The following is a 20,205-nucleotide window of genomic DNA, read 5'->3' as shown; positions in this document are numbered from 1 at the left end:
ATTTGAAAGGAGAGATGAGAAATGGTTGGAAATGTATCATCTGTGCTTAAAGAAAGCGGGTTTCAGATATATCCAGATTCTTTAAGGAAGCTTGGTGAAAACACATATATATTTGTAGTGAAAAAGCAAAAGGAAAAAATGATCGGCATACTGTCTAATGACGAGTTGAAGCTTAAAGAACCATACTTTTCAGAGAATAAGAAAATAAGCGACAGCCTCCAATTTAATGTTTATCCTTTTACCTTCGATAACTATGTGACATTAAACGGCAGGTTTCACATAGGGCCTACTATATGCAGGGAAAATGCCTCATTTGGCACAGGTGACAGGCTTGGGATGGCGACGGCAGCACAGCTTGATGCTTTAAAAAAATTCAATGTATTCCCTATTTTGGTGCAGCAATCCCCAAGAGAGCTTGTAAAGACAAACAGGGACTTTAAAGATGTGCTTTTAAAAGTAGTGTTAGGTGTTTTGGAGACAGGATATATAGGCCATTATGGGGCTGATGCAGACCATATAAAGGATGAGAAGTACCTTTTAGAAGGCATAGATGCCGGTTACACCATGTACACGCTGGACTTAAGTGAACAGCTTTTTGATGTAAGCGGTGCTACGCCATCAGAAATCAAAGAAAAGGCAGAAACATTGTCAGATGTAAGCAGAAAGATTGTGGAAGACTTTTCAGGCAAATCTCTAAATGTGGGTTTTGGTGGTCATTTAGTCTTAGAAGACGAGCTTTTAAAGTCTGCTGTAGCCTATGAAACTGCAATGAAGTTTGTGGAGAAAGTAAATGACATCTTAAAAGAAAAACTTAACGACTTTGACCTTGAAATCTCCATCGATGAAGGCGGAAAAGTGACGACTTTGGAGGATCACCTTTTTGTAGCAGAGTATCTCCATCGGAATGGCATCGACTTTTTTAGCATTGCACCTAAATTTCCTGGGGAATTTGAAAAGGCCATTGACTACGTAGGAGATGTAAATGAATTTGAAAGAGAGCTTAAAAAACATTACGATCTTACGAAGTTAATAGGCGGTTATAAGCTTAGCTTACATTCAGGCAGCGATAAGTTTAGCATTTACAAGGTATTTAGCCAGACAACTGAGAAGAATTTTCACATAAAGACGTCTGGCACAAGTTGGCTACAGGCTGTAAATCTCATTTACAAATCTGACAAGGAGTTCTACAGAGAACTTTACAAGATAGCTTTATCAAATCTGGAAGAAAGCAAAAAATCGTACAAGGTTTTGATTAAAAAGGATGACTTTAAAGATGAACCTGAGCTTGATAATCCAGAATTTATGATTAGACCAGAGATAAAGCAGCTTTTTCACATATCCTTTGGTGTTTTGCTTGACTTAAAGGGAAAAGAGATTAAAGACATGCTTTACGATTATGAAGAAGAACATTATAAAATGGTTTCTGATAACATAGAAAACCATTTGAAAGAAATATTCTATGAAAAATAAATCTTAGGAGGAGAAAAAATGGGTGTGAAAATAGCGATTGTAAATTCCAGCAGTTTTGGCAGGAACTTTCCTGAGCATTTGGAGAAGTTAAAAAAGTTTGGGGAAGTTGACAGATTTCAATTTCCTTACGACATGCACGGCAAAGAACTGGCAGAGAAGCTTATGGGATATTCTATCATTGTAGCCAGCGTCAAACCTTACTACGATAAAGAGTTTTTTGAGCACAAGGATGAGACGCTGCTTATTACAAGGCATGGCATTGGGTATGATAATATCGATATAAAAAGTGCTCAAGAGAAAGGCACATACGTCACAAAAGTCGATGGGTATGTTGAAAGAGAAGCTGTAGCAGAATCGGCAGTTACATTGCTTCTTGATGTTGTTAGAAAAGTAAGAGCAGCTTCATTAAAAGTAAAAGATGGCAAGTGGAGTGAAAGAGCCAGCTTCATGGGTGCAGAGCTAAGGGACAAAGTCATAGGAATAATAGGTATTGGCAATATAGGCAGCAGAGTTTGTGAAATACTCAGGTATGGGTTTAATGCAAAAGTTATAGCTTACGACCCGTACGTGCCATCTGGTTTGATACGTGAAAGAGGTGCTGAGCCTGTAGAGACATTAGAAGAACTTTTAAAAGCAGCAGACATGATATCCTTAAATGCATCTCTTAATAAAGGCAATTACCACATGCTATCATTTAAGCAATTTTCTATGATGAAAGACGGTGTCTACATTGTAGATACAGCCAGAGGGGAGCTTATAGACAACGAGGCTTTGATGAAAGCTCTCGACGATGGAAAAGTGGCAGGTGTTGGATTAGACGTTGTAGAAAACGAGCCTATAGACGAGAATCATCCACTTTTGAAATATGAGAATGTGGTGATAACGCCTCACATATCTGCTTACACAAGAGAATGCTTAAAAGGCATGGGCGACAAAGTTGTATCAGACATAGAGAAAGTATTGAATGGTCAAGAGCCTGACGGAGTGATAAAATTATAGTCGTGGAGGATTAATATGGATAGGGGATTAGCTCTTTGTATAGATATAGGCACCACAAATCTTAAAGCAGGTGTCGTAGACAAGGAAGGAAATGTGCTAAGCCTTTATAGGTGCGAGATACCACTTTTTAAAGGCGACGACGGGAAAGCGGAACACGATCCTGAAGTCTTGTTTTCTACTTTTGTAAAAGCGGCTAAAGAAGCGTCGAAAGGCTATGAGAATGCGATTTCGCTTGTCATACCGTCTACGTACATGTTTGGCCTTGTACCTGTCGATGAGAATTTAGAGCCATTGACAGGCATAATGACGCTTCTTGATACAAGGTCGAAAGAAACTTACGAAGAATTGCTAAACGATATTGACGTAAATGAGATGTACAAGAGGACTGGATTTGCTCCTACGTTCCATGCGCCGCTTTTTAAAATATATTGGCTTAAGAGAAAGAGAAGAGATATTTTTGAAAGATCAAAATACTTTTTAAGCTCAAAAGACTACATCATATCAAAGCTTTTAAATAAGCCGTATACAGAACCTAGCATATCATCTGCCACAGGAATGATGAATATAAATACCCTTAAATGGGATAGCTACTCACTTGGTGCCTTAGGCATAGACGAGGATAGGCTTCCTGAGATTGTGCCTTCAGATGTGATTTTAGCTGACCTTCCCGACAAATCGAAAGAGCTTTTAGGGTTGAATGGGGATGTAAAGCTGCTGCCTGGCGTGTACGATGGTGGCGCTGTAGGAATAGGCATTGGAGCATTTGACGATGGAGTTGGTGCAATAAACATAGGCACAACAGGAATGTTTAGAGTTGCGTATCCAGAAGCCGTTTTAGATAAAGAAGATTTAATGAGGCTTCAAACTTACTACCTTTCATCAGGAAAGTGGTTTGTAGGAGCGGCCATCAACAATGCAGGCATAATTTTAAGGTGGCTTAGAGACAATATCTTTAACATGAGTTATGATGAATTGACAAAGGAAGCATTAAGTGCTGATACGTCCAATCTGTTTTTCCTGCCTTATATCACAGGAGAGAGGGACAAAGAAATTGGCAACATAGCTTCTGGCGTCTATTTTGGATTGAAAAACAGTCACACAAAAGGGCATTTGATAAAAGCAGGTTTAGAAGGCGTTGCATATTCATTGAGAATGCTTTTTGAGGCAGTAAAAGACAATAATATAAATATAAAAGAGATAAGAGCTGGAGGTGGTGGTACAAACTCTGAGCTTTGGATGGAAATTTTCTCATCTGTATTGGGACTGCCTATAAAGGTGTCAAATGTGGAAGAACCTGAGCTTTTAGGCTCGGCTTTGTTGGGATTTTGTGCATTAGGAGTCTATAAAGATGTATTAGAGGCAACTTACAAGATGGTGAAGACTAAGAAAGTGTTTATGCCTCAAGAGGAAAAGGTACAGCAGTATGAAAAGGGATTTCAATTCTTTAAGCTTATGACAAGAGATCTTAAAAACTTATTTGAGGTTCACAACAAACTATAAAAATTGGAGGTAAGAGAAATGAACAATATAGGATTGATAGGCCTTGCAGTAATGGGACAGAATTTAGCTTTAAACATAGCCAGAAAAGGTTACAGCCTGTCTGGTTACAACAGATCACATGAGACGACTGAAAAATTCGTTAAAGAGAAAGTAAAGGATGAGAAAATCTATCCGTACTACGACATAAAGTCATTCGTTGAGTCTTTGGAAAAGCCCAGGAAGATAATACTCATGGTGAAGGCGGGAAAGCCAGTAGATGACGTGATTCATGAGCTTTTGCCATACCTTGATGAAGGAGACCTCATAATAGACGGCGGTAATTCGTACTTTAAAGATACTGACAGAAGGATAAAAGAGCTAAAGGACAAAGGAATACATTACTTAGGCATGGGTGTATCTGGCGGAGAATTTGGCGCATTAAATGGACCGTCACTTATGCCTGGCGGAACAAAAGAAGCTTATGAAATGGTAAAGGAGTTGCTTCTTAAGATAGCAGCAAAGACTGATTCTGGAGAATGCTGCACATATGTTGGCAATGATTCTGCAGGGCACTTTGTAAAGATGGTGCACAATGGAATAGAATACGCTATAATGCAGTCAATATCAGAAGTGTACGACGTAATGAGAAAAGTCTTAAAGCTTACCAGTGAAGAAATCGGAGATATTTTCGAGAAGTGGAATAACGGAGAGCTTAATTCATTCTTGATGGAAATATCTTATAAGATAATGAAGCACAAAGACGACAAGACAGGTAAGCCTTTGGTAGAGCTCATACTTGATGAAGCAGAGCAAAAGGGAACAGGCAAGTGGACCGCAGAGACGTCTCTTGATTTAGGCATTCCTACGCCATCTTTAAATCTTGCTGTTGTCGGCAGAACTCTTTCCTTCTTTAAAGATGACAGGGTAAAGCTTTCGAAAATGGTCAATAGAAACTATCCTGAAAATGCCTTAAATAAAGACGAAGTCGTAGAAGATTTGAAAAATGCGCTGTTGTTCTCAGTATTTTCATCATTTTCGCAAGGCATGTGGCTTATATCAGAGGCGTCAAAAGTCTATGGTTACGGCATAGATTTAAAAGAAGTTTTGAGAATCTGGAAAGGTGGTTGCATCATAAGGGCAAGGCTTCTGGACTTTTTGATGGAGATAATCTCAGAAGACAATGATAACTTGCTTCTTGACGCGAAATCTGTGAAATTCTTAGAAGAAAAAATAGATGCAGTTAAGAAGGTGACAAAGCTTGCTAAGGACAATTATATCCCGATGCTTACAGTAAATGCTTCTCTTGACTATTTCTACAGCATGTCGGAGGAAAACCTTCCTGCTAATTTGATACAAGGGCAGAGGGATTTCTTTGGTGCACACACTTACAAGAGGATTGACATGGATGGAATATTCCACACCGAATGGCAGCAGGATTAATATGAGGGGGATTAATTTATGAAATTAAGAAGGGCTGAGCTAAAAGATAGAAAAAAATGGGAAGATGCAGGCATAAAGCTTCCAAAGTTTGACGTAGAAAAGATGATCGATGTTACAGCGAAAAGGCCTACATGGATTCACTTTGGTGCAGGCAACATATTCAGAGGGTTTATAGCAATGCTTATGCAAACCCTCTTGAACAAAGATCTTATAGACACAGGAATAATTGCAGTTGAATCTTACGATTTTGAAGTCTCTGAGAAAATATATAAGCCTTACGACAATTTGGGATTGAGAGTCATCATGAATGCCGATGGCACACTGGAAAAAGAAGTCGTAGGAAGCATTGCCGATATTGTAATGGCAGATCCATCAAACGAAGCTCAATGGGTTAAATTAAACGACATCTTCAAAAATCAATCATTGCAGATAGTAAGCATGACAATAACAGAGAAAGGCTATAATCTTAAAGATTTCTCAGGCAATTTTATAAAAGAAGTCACAGAAGACATTGAGGCAGGTCCTGAAAGGCCGAAAAACGTAGTGTCAAAGCTTACATCTCTGGTTTATTCAAGGTACAAAGCAGGTGGGCATCCATTGGCACTTGTAAGCCTTGATAACTTTTCTGGAAATGGCGAAAGACTTAAAAGTGCAGTGATGACTATAGCAGAGGAATGGTCGAAGAAAGGTTATGTGGAAGATGGATTTATTAAATACTTAAACGATCCATCGAAGGTTTCTTTCCCGCTTAGTATGATTGATAAAATCGTTCCAAGGCCACATGAGATAGTCAAGAAATCTCTTGAAGACAGTGGCTTAGAGGATATGGACATAATAACAACTTCGAAAAATACCGTAATTGCGCCTTTTGTTAATGCGGAAAGAGCTCAATACCTTGTCATAGAAGACAAATTTCCAAATGGGCGAATGAAATTAGAAGAAGCTGGGGTCATCTTAACTGATAAAGAAACCGTAGAAAAAGTCGAAAGGATGAAAGTCACCACATGCCTAAATCCGCTTCACACAGCATTGGCTATATACGGATGCCTTTTGAATTACAAGACGATTGCTGATGAGATGAAAGATAGTTGTCTTAAAAAGCTTGTTGAAAAAGTGGGATATGTAGAAGGCATGCCTGTTGTCATAAATCCTAAAGTGCTTGACCCAGAAGAATTCATAAAAGAAGTAATCGAAGTAAGGCTGCCAAATCCGTACATGCCTGATACACCTCAGAGAATTGCCACAGACACATCGCAAAAGATGGGCATAAGGTTTGGAGAGACGATAAAATCATACATGCAAAGAAGCGATCTTGATGTAAAAAGCTTAAAGTATATACCGTTAGTCATAGCAGGATGGTGCAGGTATTTGATGGGTATTGATGATAACGGCAATGAAATGGCACTAAGCCCAGATCCGCTTTTAAATGATTTGAAATCCCATGTGTCAAATATAAAGCTTGGGGACGGAGAATCAGTTAAGGACAACCTAAGACCGATTTTATCAAACAAGCAAATATTTGGACTCGATTTATACGAAGCAGGATTAGGCGAAATGATAGAAGGCTATTTTAAAGAGCTTATATCTGATACCGGCGCAGTGAGAAATACCCTTAAAAAATACCTTGAATGCTAAAATAGGATGGATAGTGCAGAGGACATTTCTTCTGCACTTTTTATTTGAGGAAAAATAAATTATAATAAAAGAAAATAATAATAACAGTGGTGTTGAAAATGGATAATACTTTGAAGAAGAAGGTATTGGACATTATTGAAGAGTTGCCTGAAGATAAGATCGCAGAAGTGATTGATTTTATAGAATTTTTAAAATTAAAGGATGAAGCAGAAGACGATGAAATACTTAATGATAAAGAATTGATGGAATCTATAGAAAGAGGATTAAAAGATATAGAAAACGGCAATGTGTATGACTTTGAGGAATATGAAGATATATAGATTAATAAAAAATAATTATTTAATTATTATATTATAAAATGATTTGGAAATTCTCGATTTTAATTGTTACTTATGTTATAATAGATATGAAAGTTGAAAGAGCAAAAAGTTAATAAAAATTTTTAATAAATTAGGATTAAAAAAGAAGGATTTTTTTAATTGACGTCGAATATAAAATATATAAAGGAATATGAGAAGATAATTGTTAGCATTTGCAAAATAGAAATTTTTAAAAAATATAATTAGTAAGAATGGAGGATAATAAAAATTTTATAAAAGGTGTATATTAACAAGTTAATAAAATATTTTAATTAACTGTTAAATTTAGAATGATATTTAGGATCGAATTTAATATGATAATATACAAAATTTAAGGCAATTATTGAAATTAAATATGAACTTTTTCTATTTTATTTTTAATTGTCAATTATGTAGGTTTTCTTTTTTACAACATAGTATATTGTTGTCCAATAAAAAGTTAAAAACTTACATTATTAAATTATACTTTTAGTTTCTTGGTTATATTTGTAAGTATGAAATTGTTTATTATCCAGTGAAAGGGGTGATAGTTTAAATAATTTATTTATCCGTTGATTTATTTGTAAACCTTATTCTAAATTAAAAAATTTAACGAGGTGAGTTAAATGAAAAAATTTTTGTTAGTTGTAATGTCGACAATTTTTATTCTTTCTATGTTTTTGAGTGGTTGTAGTACGGCTGGTAATTCTTCTAACAATAAATCATCTTCAAATACGACGTCATCTGGAAGTGGTAACAATTTAAATGGTACAATAACAGTATGGAGCTGGAATGTTGCAGCTAAAACATTACAAGAAGCAGCAAATAAGTTTGAAAAATTGTATCCGAATGTAAAAATTAATATTAAGGATATGGGCCAATCTGACGTTTATGACAAACTGACTGTTGGATTAGCGGCAGGTTCTGGGTTACCAGATGTTGTTACTGTTCAGGATGATCATATTGCTGGATTTGCAAAAAAATTTCCAAACGGTTTTTATGATTTTACATCTGATTTAACGCCTATAAAAGATAAGTTTGTCTCATCAAAAATGGCTGTTGACACAGTAGATGGTAAAATTGTTGCTATACCATGGGATGTAGGTCCTGCAGCAGTTTTTTACAGAACAGATATTTTTAAAAATGCTGGAGTTGATCCTAATAGTATAAAGACATGGGATGATTATATAGAAGCAGGTAAAAAGATAACCCAAAGCACTAATGGTAAAGTAAAAATGTTAAATATTGATGAAAAATCTGATGATGGCGTGTATAAGGTTATGCTTAACGAGCAAAATTCATGGTATTTTGACAAAGATGGCAAACCTATATTAAATTCGCCAGAATCAATCAATGCAATGACAGAAATTAAGAAAATGGTAGATGCAGGAATAGTATATAACAATAGTGGATGGGATGCTGGAGTAACAGCAATTAAAAATGGATATGTAGCAACAACTGTGGCTGGGGTTTGGATGATTGGAACTCTAGAGGATCAAGCGCCTGAATTAAGTGGAAAATGGGCTGTTATGCCATTACCAGCTTTTAAAGAAGGAGATAATACTGCTGCAGTATATGGTGGTTCATCATTGATGGTTCCAAATGCTTCTCAAAACAAGAAAGTTGCTGTTGAATTTGCGAAATTTGCTATGACTGATAAAGACATTGCTAAAATTGGATTTACTAAATATGGTTTATTCCCGTCACTTGTGGAGCTATACAATGATCCTGTATTTGAAGAAGGTGTTGAATATACGGGAGGACAGAAAATTTGGGCATTATTTGCTGATATAGCAAAGAAAATACCTGGTAGCACAAACTTTACAGAAAATTTTGCAGAAACAGAAACAAGTGTAGTTGATGCACAAGGATCTATCTTACTCCTGCATAAAGATGTTAAACAAACTTTAGACAATTTACAAAAAGACATTGAAAATAAAATAGGTAAATGATTATAAAAAACCATTTGTACAGCTGCAATGCAGCTGTACAAATGTAAAAATGGAGGTATATGATGATTCCAATTGCTAATAAAAGAAAATTTAAAATTGATTCGAATAATGCACCTTATTTTTTCATTTTGCCTATAATAATATTATTTTTGATTTTTATGGTATATCCAATAATATATTCACTAATTCTTAGTTTTCAAAAGTTTGATAATGGTAAATATATTTTTGTAGGCTTAGAAAATTATACAATGCTTTTTAAAGATGATGTTTTTATTCAAGGATTAGAAAACACATTTATTTATTTAATTATACAAGTACCTATTATGATATTATTGGCGTTGATTCTGGCTACATTATTAAATAATAAATTTATAAAGTTTAAACAATTTTTCAGAATTTCATTTTTTCTTCCTGCGTTGATAGGCTTAGTAGCATATTCTATAGTTTTTAAATTATTTTTAAATACGGATTTTGGTTTTATCAATTATTTATTAAGATTATTCCATTTGCCAATAGTTGATTGGTTGAATGGCCAATATTCATCAAAAGCATCAGTAATTATTGCTATTACTTGGAGATGGACAGGATACAATATGGTTATTTTATTAGCAGCATTACAAGGTATTTCGGAGGATATATACGAAGCATGTGACATAGATGGTGCTAATGCTATTCAAAAATTTTTGTTTGTTACAGTTCCTCTCATTAAGCCTGTAATTCTATTTTGTACAATAACATCTACGATAGGTACGTTACAGTTATTTGATGAACCTTATATATTAACAGGTGGTGGACCTAGTAATGCTACAATAACAGTTGCACAATATTTATATAACATGGGTTTTAGATATTTTAATTTTGGTTATGCCGCTGCAATAAGTTATGTGATAGCTATAATTATAGCGATATTATCTTACATTCAATTTAAAGTTGTTGGGAGTGAGTAGAATGACGAAAAGCAAACCCAATGAGGCTAATGTTTTAGTTAAATTATTTATTTATGTAGTATTAATCATAGGAGTTATTATTTCTATTTTTCCATTTTATATGATGTTTGTGTCAGCTACGCATACGTCAGGTGAAATATTAAAAGTTCCTCCTATGTTGATGATTGGAAGTAGTTTAATAAAAAATTATGAAACGTTGCAAGCAGATATAAACTTCTGGAAAGTATTCTTTAATTCAATATTTATTGCAAGTGTATATACATTTCTAACAGTATTTTTATCTTCTATGGCTGGGTATGCATTTGCTAAATATAACTTTAAAGGTAAAAATTTATTTTTTTCGCTGATATTATTATTGATGATGATTCCGTATCAAGTTTTATTAGTACCACAATTTATACTGATGACTAAACTAGGTTGGGTTGGTTCTTATCAAGCAATTATTTTGCCTGGGCTAGCTAATATATTTGGAATATTCTTAATGCGTCAAAATATGCTTTCTTTTCCAAATGCATTAATTGATGCTGCTAGAATTGACGGACTAGGTGAATTTGGTATTTTCTTCAAAATAGTAATACCTAACGTAAAGGCATCTTTAGGTGCTCTTGCAATATATATGTTTATGAATCAATGGAATAGCTTCATGTGGCCATTAATAAATAATATGTATACATTTCCTGTTGCATTAGCACAATTAAATGGTACAACAAGAATTGATTATGGCGAAATCATGTTTGGAGCATCGATGTCTGCAATTCCGATAATTATTGTGTTCTTGATATTCCAGAGGCAGTTTATTTCTGGTATTTTGGGTGGTGCAATTAAAGAGTAATCAGTGCATGCTTATGTAAATCAATTATTTAAATTGATTAAGATTGTTAAAAAAGGAGGAAAAGTAAAAGTTATGGAAAGAGAAATAAGAAATTTCAATATTGGTTGGTTGTATGTTTCGGAAGATATAACAAATGGTGATAAAATTTCATGTGATGAGAGCAACTTTACTAAGGTTAGTTTGCCACATGCCAATAAAATTTTGCCACATCATTATTTTAGTGAAGATGATTATAGATTTGTTTCATGGTATAGAAAGCATTTTCGTATAGATGAAAAGTACAAAGGGAAAAAGATATATATACATTTTGAAGGAGTTATGACAATTGCAAAAGTTTATATCAATAATATTTTTGTTGGTGAGCATAAAGGTGGGTATACTCCTTTTGAATTTGATATTACTGATTATGTAAAATTTGGTGATTTTGATAATTTGATTGCAATTCAAGTTGATTCAATAGAACATCCAGAGATACCACCAGAAGGATTTATTGTCGATTATATGCTTTTTGGAGGTATATATAGAAATGTTTATATTAAAATTGTCAATGAATTTCATATAGAAGATGTATATTTTGTAGTTGATAAGCTAGATAAACATTCGGCAGAAGTTTCAATTTTAACTACATTAGATGGAACCAAGATAAGTGGTTCTAAAGTATTAACAGAAATTATAGATAAAGATGGAAATATTTGCGCGTCTTCAATGAATGATGTTAGTGATATAGGTAAAGAAGTTACTCAAAAAATAAAAATAGATAATCCTCATACATGGCATCCAGATCATCCATATCTTTATAATGTGGTAGTTAAACTAATTGTTGATAATACTATATTGGATGATTATACATTTAAGACTGGATTAAGAACTGTTTATTTTGGAGATGATGGTAAGTTTTATATTAATGGTAAACCATTAAAATTAAGAGGATTAAATAGACACCAGACATTTCCATATGTTGGAGGTGCAATGCCAGATAGGCTACAAAGAAAAGATGCAGATATATTAAAATATGAGCTAGGACTAAATTACGTTAGAACATCACACTATCCACAAGCTGTTTCTTTTTTAGAAAGGTGTGATGAAATAGGATTATTGGTCTTTGAGGAAATACCTGGATGGCAGCACATTGGTGATGAAAATTGGAAACAAATAACAAAAGAAAACATTAGAGAAATGATATTAAGAGATAGAAACCATCCATGTATATTCATGTGGGGGGTAAGAATAAATGAGTCTCAAGATGATCATGAGTTTTATGAAGAAACAAACAAAATAGCGCATGATTTGGATAGAAGCAGGCCAACAGGAGGCGTTAGATATTTACGAAATAGTGAAAAGTTAGAAGATGTTTTTACTTATAATGATTTTATATATAATTTAGAAGGCAGGGTACAGTTACCAAATCATGAAAAATATTTGATCTCTGAATATATGGGCCATATGTATCCGACGAAATCATATGACAATTTGCAAAGACTTATTACGCATGCCAGGTTACACGCAACTATACAGGATAAACAATATGGAGTACCAAATATAGCAGGAGCATCCGGATGGTGTGCCTTTGATTATAACACAACAAAACCTTTTGGTTCTGGCGATAATATTTGCTATCATGGTGTATGTGATATTTTTAGGCTTCCAAAGTTTGCAGCACATTTTTATAGGAGTCAGGCTGACCCTAAGTTATATGGAGCGTTTGTTTTTATAGCTTCGTATTTAATACCATCTTTTGAAGAGGAAAATGGAGATAAATTACTGATTTTTAGTAATTGTGACTTTATAAAATTGTACATTAATGATAAGTTTTTAAAATTAGTACAACCAAATAGAATAGATTTTCCAAGCTTGCCACATCCTCCATTCGAAGTTTCTTTAAAAGAGGTTGGTATAAATTATATGGATATAAGAGTCAATGATGCTGAAATTACCGCAGTTGGAATTATAGATGGAGTTGAAGTTTCAAAGCATACACTGAAGCCTTATGGTAAGCCATATAAATTATTGTTAAAAGTTGATGATAGTGAGATTTATGCCGATGGTAGTGATTGTACGCGTGTAGTTGTATCTATTGTTGACCAAAATGGTTCTGTTCTACCGTATGCCAATATACCTGTAGAATTTGAAATAAATGAAAATGGAATGTTAATTGGTGAAAATCCTTTAGTGCTTGAAGCTGGTAGAGGAGCTGTATATGTTAAATCAGGCGAAAAATCTGGTAAAATTGTTTTAAAAGTAAAATCACAATATATTTCAGATGAGGCAGAAATTGAAGTGAATACAAAAGATATAGATTATATGTATATATAGGTAGATTTAAAGGCAAAGAAGTATTCAAAAATTCTCATGGAATAAAGTTTTGATAATGCTATAAATGAGAAAGTTTATTGTGAAGATAAATAAAAATTAGTGTTATGAATATTGTTATAATTTGGCAGTATTCATAACATAACTTTGTTTTTTATTATAACAATTTTATTAGATTTACATTATATTACAATTTATTTCAAATCATAGTATATTCAGCAAAATCGTAAAAATTTTTTGATGTAAATAATATCTATACTATAAATTCAATAATTTATTTTGCTAACAATCATATAAAATCCTTCTAAGTTAATTTAGAATTAAAAAATAATCATTAATATTCTGTTATAAATAACTAGGTTGACAAAAACAATGATTGTTTTTATTGTATTTAAATAATTTTCTTATTTATAGCTGATAATTTAAATTTATTTTAAAACGTGAGGAGGAAGAATAATGAATAACAAAAAAGGTATTATCGTATTTATTATTATTCTAGCTATGATTTTTTCAAACATAACATTTGCAGACGCAAGCTCATCACAAATAAGTTTATCACAAACTAATACAAGCTTTTATGTAAACCCAATACCAGGACTTAGATCTGATTTTATAAAAGGTGCCGATGTTTCTATGCTATCTCAAATAGAGCAATGTGGAGGCAAATTTTATGATAATGGTGTAGAAAAAGATCTTTTGCAAATTCTTAAAGATCATGGTGTTAACTGGATTCGCCTTAGAATTTGGAATAATCCGGTAGATTCTAGTGGAAATCCATTGGGAGGAGGTAACAATGATGAAAAAAGAACAATAGAAATGGCAAAAAGAGCTAAGGCACTTGGACTAAAGCTTTTGCTAGATTTTCATTATAGTGATTTTTGGGCCGATCCTGGAAAGCAAAATAAGCCAGCAGCTTGGGCTAATGATCATGGTACGAAACTTCAGGAAGATGTATATGATTTTACAGCTAAAGTTATAAATGATATGAAAGCTAATAATGTGTTACCAGATATGGTTCAGATAGGAAATGAAATAGATAATGGTATTTTATGGCCTGATGGTGAGATTTCGGGAGAGGGAGCAGGTGGATATTCCGGACTTGCTGCTTTATTACAGCAAGGTATTAAAGCTGTAAGAGATAACGATCCAAACAATAATGATCCAGAAAAAAAAATAAAAATCATGATACATTTGTCAAATGGAGGGAATAATGCGCTTTATCGCTCGTTTTTTGATAATTTAATTTACAATCAGGGAGTTACAGATTTTGATGTTATAGGGCTTTCGTATTATCCATATTGGAGTGGAACACTTGATGAATTGAAAAATAATATCAATGATATAAGTCAAAGATATAATAAAGATATTGTTATTGCTGAAACTGCATATGCTTATACATTGAATAATGCTGATAATACTGAAAATAACTTTGGAAGCAAGGAAGAAGCAATTGGAGGATACAAAGCATCAGTTGAAGGACAAGCTACTGCAATTAGAGATGTGATGGCGGCTGTGTCACAGGTTCCAAATAATAAAGGGTTAGGTGTTTTTTATTGGGAACCAGATTGGATTCCAGTTGTTGGAGCAGGATGGAAAACAGGTGAAGGTGATGGGTGGGAAAATCAAGCGTTGTTTGATTTTAATGGCAATGCATTGCCATCGATTGATGTTTTTAACCTTGTATCAGGTAACCAAGGAACTATAATTCCACAAGTATTGTCTATAGAACCCGTAAACGTATCAACAACAGTTAACCAGGCACCTGTATTACCAACAACTGTAAATATAGTCTATGATGATGGATCTGTTAAACCGGCATCAGTTATTTGGGAAAATATTGATCCAAGTAAATATGCTCAGCCGGGAAGCTTCACTATAATAGGTACGGTTTCTGGCATAAGATATAAAGCGATAGCTACTGTTGCGGTAACAAGTTTAATAAATTATGTGCAAAATCCAGGATTTGAAGATGGATCATTAACAAATTGGAATGTATCAGGAGATACATCGGCAGTAAAAATTGATAAAAATGCTGCTAATGCGCATTCAGGTAAATATTCGTTGAATTATTGGAGTGATAATGCATTTACAGTTACAATATCACAAACAATAACTGGGCTAAAAAATGGATATTATCAATTAAGTGCGTACGTAGATGGTGGTGGAGGTGAAAATAGTTTACAGTTATTTGCAAGTGATTATGGTGGTTCCAAATTAACTGAAGATGTGCATAATTCAGGATGGCTTGTATGGCAACATCCTACTATTCCATTAATTAAAGTGACTAATGGTCAAGTTACAGTTGGGTTAACTATCAATGGGAATAGTGGTAATTGGGGTAATTTTGATGATATACAGCTTATTCAAGTCGATGATTCTGGCAATCCGATTGGTGGACCGATATCAACAGTTTTGACAACACCTTCTTATGTAAATAGTAGTGATGTATTTGATATTGGTTATGGATTAAAAGATATATCACAAACAATTTACGCACAGGAAATCATGATAAATTATGATCCGCAAATTTTTGATTTTGTAAAAGCTACTGCAACAGATGATAATACTATAATTTCAAAGGTATATAATGAAACACCAGGGACTATTATAATTGATGCTGTAAATAGTAAAGGGTTAACAACAGACACTAATTTAATTAGTCTAACATTTAACGCAAAAATAATTGATCAATTAACGTATAGTAATATTTCAATTTCAGAAGCTAAATTGCAAACTAATAGTGACAGAAGTAATTATATTGATGCCGCACTGTCAAGTAATACAATTGCTGTAGAAGGAACAGCGACAATGACATTATCGTCACCAAATTCGGTGTTTGCAGGGGAAGATTTTACCGCAGAGGTAAGTATATCTGATGTTTCTCAAGCAGTATATAGCCAGGATATTATATTAAATTATGATCCTAGGGTATTTGAAATTTTAAGTTTAGATAACGTTGGGAACTCGATGATTATAGATAGTAATTATGATAATTCACAAGGAATTGCTAAAATTTTAGGAGTTGATATTGGTGGCTTAAGTGGTACAAATGATGACATAATAAAGCTTACTATACATGCTAAAAAAACCTTACAATCTACCAGTGGTTATATTATGATTAGAAGTGCGCAATTAGGGACAGCACCAGAAGGCAACATTATATTTCCTAAATTGACAAGTACAAACATAAAAATTATTAGTGCAAATGTTGGGAATGATGAAAATGGGACAGGAACAACAAATACCAATAGTGGAAATACAAATAATTTGGTTAATGATGGAGAAATATCAGTAAAGCCATCTATTGATTATGTTAACGGTATTTCTACAGTATCTTTAAATGTTGACGATTTAAACAGAGCTATGAAAAATGCTAAAACCAGCGAAGATGGGACAAAAAATGTTGTAATAAGTATACCTAAATTTGATGACTTGAAACAGTACGATATTATATTCCCAGCGCCGTTTTTAGCATCAAATGATGAAAAGCAGGAAGTTCAACTTACAATGGGGAGTGCTACAGCTATAATTCCGACTAATATGTTTAATGAAGATGAAATAAAACAATCAAAAGAAATAACTTTTAGCTTCAAAAACATTGATAAGTTAGAATTAAGAAATGAATTAAAACAGTTTGATAGGATTGGAGCAGGCATAGACTTTAGTATAAAGATAGATGGTACTAGTATTTCTTGGAATAATCCTGATTCACATGTAGTAATAGAGATTCCTTATACACCTACTTCTGAGGAATTGAAAGACTTGGATCATATTGTTGCATTGTATATTGATAACAATGGTTCAGTTTCACCGATACCAAACTCTATATATGGTACTAAATCAGGGGAATTGATATTTAGAACAACACATTCAGGGAAATATGTAGAAGCATTTATTCATAAAACATTTAGTGATATAAGTGGTAATTGGGCCCAAAATGCAATAGAGGTTCTTGCATCTAAAGGTGTTACTAATGGCACATCAAAAAACTTGTTTAGTCCGAATCTTAAGATAACTAGGGCAGATTATATAACTATGCTTTTGGCAGCCATTGGATTGACTGCGAAAGTCGATCAAAATTTCAGTGACATTCAGGCATTAAATTACTATTATAATTCTGTTGGAATAGCTAAAAAACTTGGAATTGTTTCAGGAGTTGGTGATAACAAATTTGATCCTAACGATCCTATTAAAAGAGAAGATATGTTCGTAATGACTGCTAATGCTCTTAAGTTGCTTGGCATATTAAACTCAACGGGAACAAGTTATGATTTAAATAAATTCACAGATATAAATGATATATCACAGTATGCAGTTGAAAGTATTGCCACACTTGTTAAATCAGGTATAGTAAATGGTAAAGATAACAATAAGATTGACCCTAGAAATTATGCGACTAGAGCAGAAGCTGCAGCAGTTATTTATAATGTAATAAAAGACTTAGAAAAGTGATTAATATAATTTGTAGTGCATAATATTTTAATTATTATGCACTACATGATTAAAATATTTGTAAGAATTTATAAAATAGATTCTAATTAAATAAAATGAAGTGATTAGGAGGAATATTTATGAATAAGATTCTAAAAATATTTTCCATTTTTATAGGTGTTTTTTTGATTTTTGTTAACATGCCAATAAATGAAGCAAAAGCTGATCCTGTTAATTTTGTGCAAAATTCTAGTTTTGAATCTGGTTTAGACAATTGGACTATTGTTCAAAGTCAAAGTAATATAGCTTCTATTGATTCTTCTGGCAAGCCTGAAGAAATAAAATCGGGTAATAATTCCCTTGCAATTTATTATAATTCAAGTTATACATTCAAAATCTCACAAACTATTTCAAATATACCGAATGGCATATATTCTTTAACAGTCTATGCAGAAGGTGACCCATCTGAAGGCAATGCAAATATACAATTATTTGCAAGCGATTATGGTGGAGCACAAATAACGACTAATATAATTAATACAGGGTGGGGGAAATGGGTACAATATTCAATTAATAATATAGATGTTACTACAGGAACATGTACAATAGGAATTCAAGTAGAAACGAATGGGTCTTATTGGGGTACGTTTGATGATTTTTCATTTACTGTGGCGGGTGAATCAAATACACCACTTACAATATCATCTATAAAGCCTATAAATGTAAGTACAATAATTAACAATCCACCTCAACTTCCTACTACTGTAACAGCAGTATACAGTGATGGTTCTACTAGGCAAGTGAATGTAACTTGGGATGCGGTTGATCCAATAGATTATCAGCATATACAATCATTTAACGTTTATGGGACAGTCGATGATTCGGTATATAAAGCTCAAGCAATTGTTACGGTTAACTATAAACCTATGGATTTAAATAGCAATGGTATTGTTGATATTGGGGATTTAGCTATTGCAACATATTACTATCAAATAGAATCGAGCGATTCTAATTGGAAAAGTGCAAGTTTAGCTGATATTAATAATGATGGAATAGTTGATTTGAAAGATCTTAAAATAATAGCACAGCAAATATTTTGAAATTTGGCTATCAATTATCTATTTATTTTTTAGGAAAAGGAAGGTATATATAATAACCTTCCTTTTTTGTTAATAATAATATTTACTGCTATATAATCACTTGTGGCATATTAACAATATGTAAGAAAACAATTATAATTAATATTATGGTAATAATTATTTAGTTATGTATGTTTTATTTATCATTATTATACGAATTATAATGCAAATTTTTGAAAATATATTAAAGATATAAATAAAATCAAAAAAGGGTGGATTGGTTTGGTTAACATAAGAGATGTAGCAAAATACTGTGGAGTCTCAGCCATGACTGTATCGAGAGCATTGAATAACAGCGGTCAAATATCAAAAGAAACGAAAGAAAGAATATTGAAAGCTTGTGAAGAATTAGGATACAGGCCTAATTTTGCTGCCAGAAGCCTCGTCACAAAGAAAACCAACATGATAGGGCTCATTATACCTGATATAACAAATCAATATTATTCACAGGTAAGCAAAGGCGTCAGCTCATATCTAAGCCTTCATGGTTATGGGCTTTTGCTTTGCAATAGCGACAGAAAAAAAGAAGAGGAAAAAAGGTATCTCGACTTTTTGGCAGGAGGCAGAGTTGACGGTATAATTATTTTCCCTGTAAAGCCAAAGAAAGAAGATTATGAAAAAATTTTAAAGGAAGTACCACTTGTTATGGCAGATAATTATGTGGATGGGCTTAATGCAAACTTTGTCGGCAATGATAACTATCATGGAGCATCAGAGATAATACGACACATGGTAAAACAAGGATTCAAGAAGATTGGGGTTATACTTGGACCAACAAGCTCCAGTGCTTCAAATGAAAGGTTGAGAGCATACAAAGATGTGCTGGCGGAAAATAACATGGAATATCAGAGGGATATTATCTTAGAAAGTGATGCTACATTTGATGATGGATTTAACTTGGCAAAAGTTCTAATTGAAAAAGGCGTTGACAGTATATTTGCGATAAATGATACCGTTGCTTTAGGAGTCATAAAATATTGTTATTTAAACAATATTAAAATACCAGATGATATAGGTATTGCAGGGTATGACAATATTCAGCAATCGTCTATGTTACCTGTTCCATTGACTACGGTGGATCAAAATGGAAGTCGAATGGGGAAAGTAGTTGCAGAAACAATGTTGAATCTATTAACAGGCGGCGCGACAATTTCGAAGAAAATAATTCTCAAACCACAGCTTGTGGTAAGAAAATCTTTAAGGGAAAGTTGATAGTGTCATTGACTATTTCCA

At 33.3% G+C, this 20,205-nt stretch carries 13 protein-coding genes; all 13 read left to right on the top strand.

Annotated features, from left to right (window positions below; all coding sequences use genetic code 11):
* The first annotated feature begins 21 nt into the window (after positions 1-21).
* Positions 22-1,470, top strand: a complete 1,449-nt coding sequence (locus tag BVF91_RS13170; RefSeq protein ID WP_143589001.1) for a tagaturonate epimerase family protein — start codon at positions 22-24, stop codon at positions 1,468-1,470.
* A gap of 18 nt (positions 1,471-1,488) precedes the next feature.
* Positions 1,489-2,469 carry a D-isomer specific 2-hydroxyacid dehydrogenase family protein gene (locus BVF91_RS13165; RefSeq protein WP_143588999.1) on the top strand — a complete coding sequence of 327 codons (981 nt, stop codon included), beginning with the start codon at positions 1,489-1,491 and terminating at the stop codon, positions 2,467-2,469.
* A gap of 15 nt (positions 2,470-2,484) precedes the next feature.
* Positions 2,485-3,969: a gluconokinase gene (locus BVF91_RS09375; RefSeq protein WP_085113147.1), complete on the top strand. Its 1,485-nt coding sequence runs from the start codon at positions 2,485-2,487 to the stop codon at positions 3,967-3,969.
* A gap of 18 nt (positions 3,970-3,987) precedes the next feature.
* The gene (gene gnd, locus BVF91_RS09370; RefSeq protein ID WP_085113146.1) at positions 3,988-5,388 is read left to right on the top strand and encodes an NADP-dependent phosphogluconate dehydrogenase; all 1,401 of its coding nucleotides are present in this window, start codon (positions 3,988-3,990) and stop codon (positions 5,386-5,388) included.
* An 18-nt stretch (positions 5,389-5,406) separates the two neighbouring features.
* Positions 5,407-7,023, top strand: coding sequence for a mannitol dehydrogenase family protein (locus BVF91_RS09365; protein ID WP_085113145.1), 1,617 nt, complete (start codon positions 5,407-5,409; stop codon positions 7,021-7,023).
* A gap of 98 nt (positions 7,024-7,121) precedes the next feature.
* Entirely contained in the window at positions 7,122-7,343 is a 222-nt protein-coding gene (locus tag BVF91_RS09360) for a DUF2281 domain-containing protein (RefSeq protein ID WP_085113144.1), read from the top strand.
* 644 nt (positions 7,344-7,987) lie between these two features.
* Positions 7,988-9,313: an ABC transporter substrate-binding protein gene (locus BVF91_RS09355; protein ID WP_085113143.1), complete on the top strand. Its 1,326-nt coding sequence runs from the start codon at positions 7,988-7,990 to the stop codon at positions 9,311-9,313.
* Between the two features lie 62 nt (positions 9,314-9,375).
* Positions 9,376-10,260 carry a carbohydrate ABC transporter permease gene (locus BVF91_RS09350; RefSeq protein WP_206199044.1) on the top strand — a complete coding sequence of 295 codons (885 nt, stop codon included), beginning with the start codon at positions 9,376-9,378 and terminating at the stop codon, positions 10,258-10,260.
* Position 10,261: 1 nt separating this feature from the next.
* A complete protein-coding gene (locus tag BVF91_RS09345) occupies positions 10,262-11,092 on the top strand; it encodes a carbohydrate ABC transporter permease (RefSeq protein ID WP_085113142.1) in 831 nt (276 codons plus the stop codon).
* A gap of 72 nt (positions 11,093-11,164) precedes the next feature.
* The gene (locus BVF91_RS09340) at positions 11,165-13,405 is read left to right on the top strand and encodes a glycoside hydrolase family 2 protein (RefSeq protein ID WP_085113194.1); all 2,241 of its coding nucleotides are present in this window, start codon (positions 11,165-11,167) and stop codon (positions 13,403-13,405) included.
* A gap of 453 nt (positions 13,406-13,858) precedes the next feature.
* Positions 13,859-17,854: a glycosyl hydrolase 53 family protein gene (locus BVF91_RS09335; RefSeq protein ID WP_085113141.1), complete on the top strand. Its 3,996-nt coding sequence runs from the start codon at positions 13,859-13,861 to the stop codon at positions 17,852-17,854.
* A gap of 119 nt (positions 17,855-17,973) precedes the next feature.
* Positions 17,974-18,933, top strand: coding sequence for an Ig-like domain-containing protein (locus tag BVF91_RS09330; RefSeq protein ID WP_085113140.1), 960 nt, complete (start codon positions 17,974-17,976; stop codon positions 18,931-18,933).
* 261 nt (positions 18,934-19,194) lie between these two features.
* Positions 19,195-20,184, top strand: a complete 990-nt coding sequence (locus tag BVF91_RS09325; RefSeq protein WP_085113139.1) for a LacI family DNA-binding transcriptional regulator — start codon at positions 19,195-19,197, stop codon at positions 20,182-20,184.
* Positions 20,185-20,205 lie beyond the last annotated feature (21 nt).

It is taken from the genome of Thermoanaerobacterium sp. PSU-2 (assembly GCF_002102475.1).
In the GTDB taxonomy this organism is placed as follows: domain Bacteria; phylum Bacillota; class Thermoanaerobacteria; order Thermoanaerobacterales; family Thermoanaerobacteraceae; genus Thermoanaerobacterium.
Note: the sequence above shows the minus strand (reverse complement) of the source record. Positions and strands in the feature narration are given on the sequence as shown.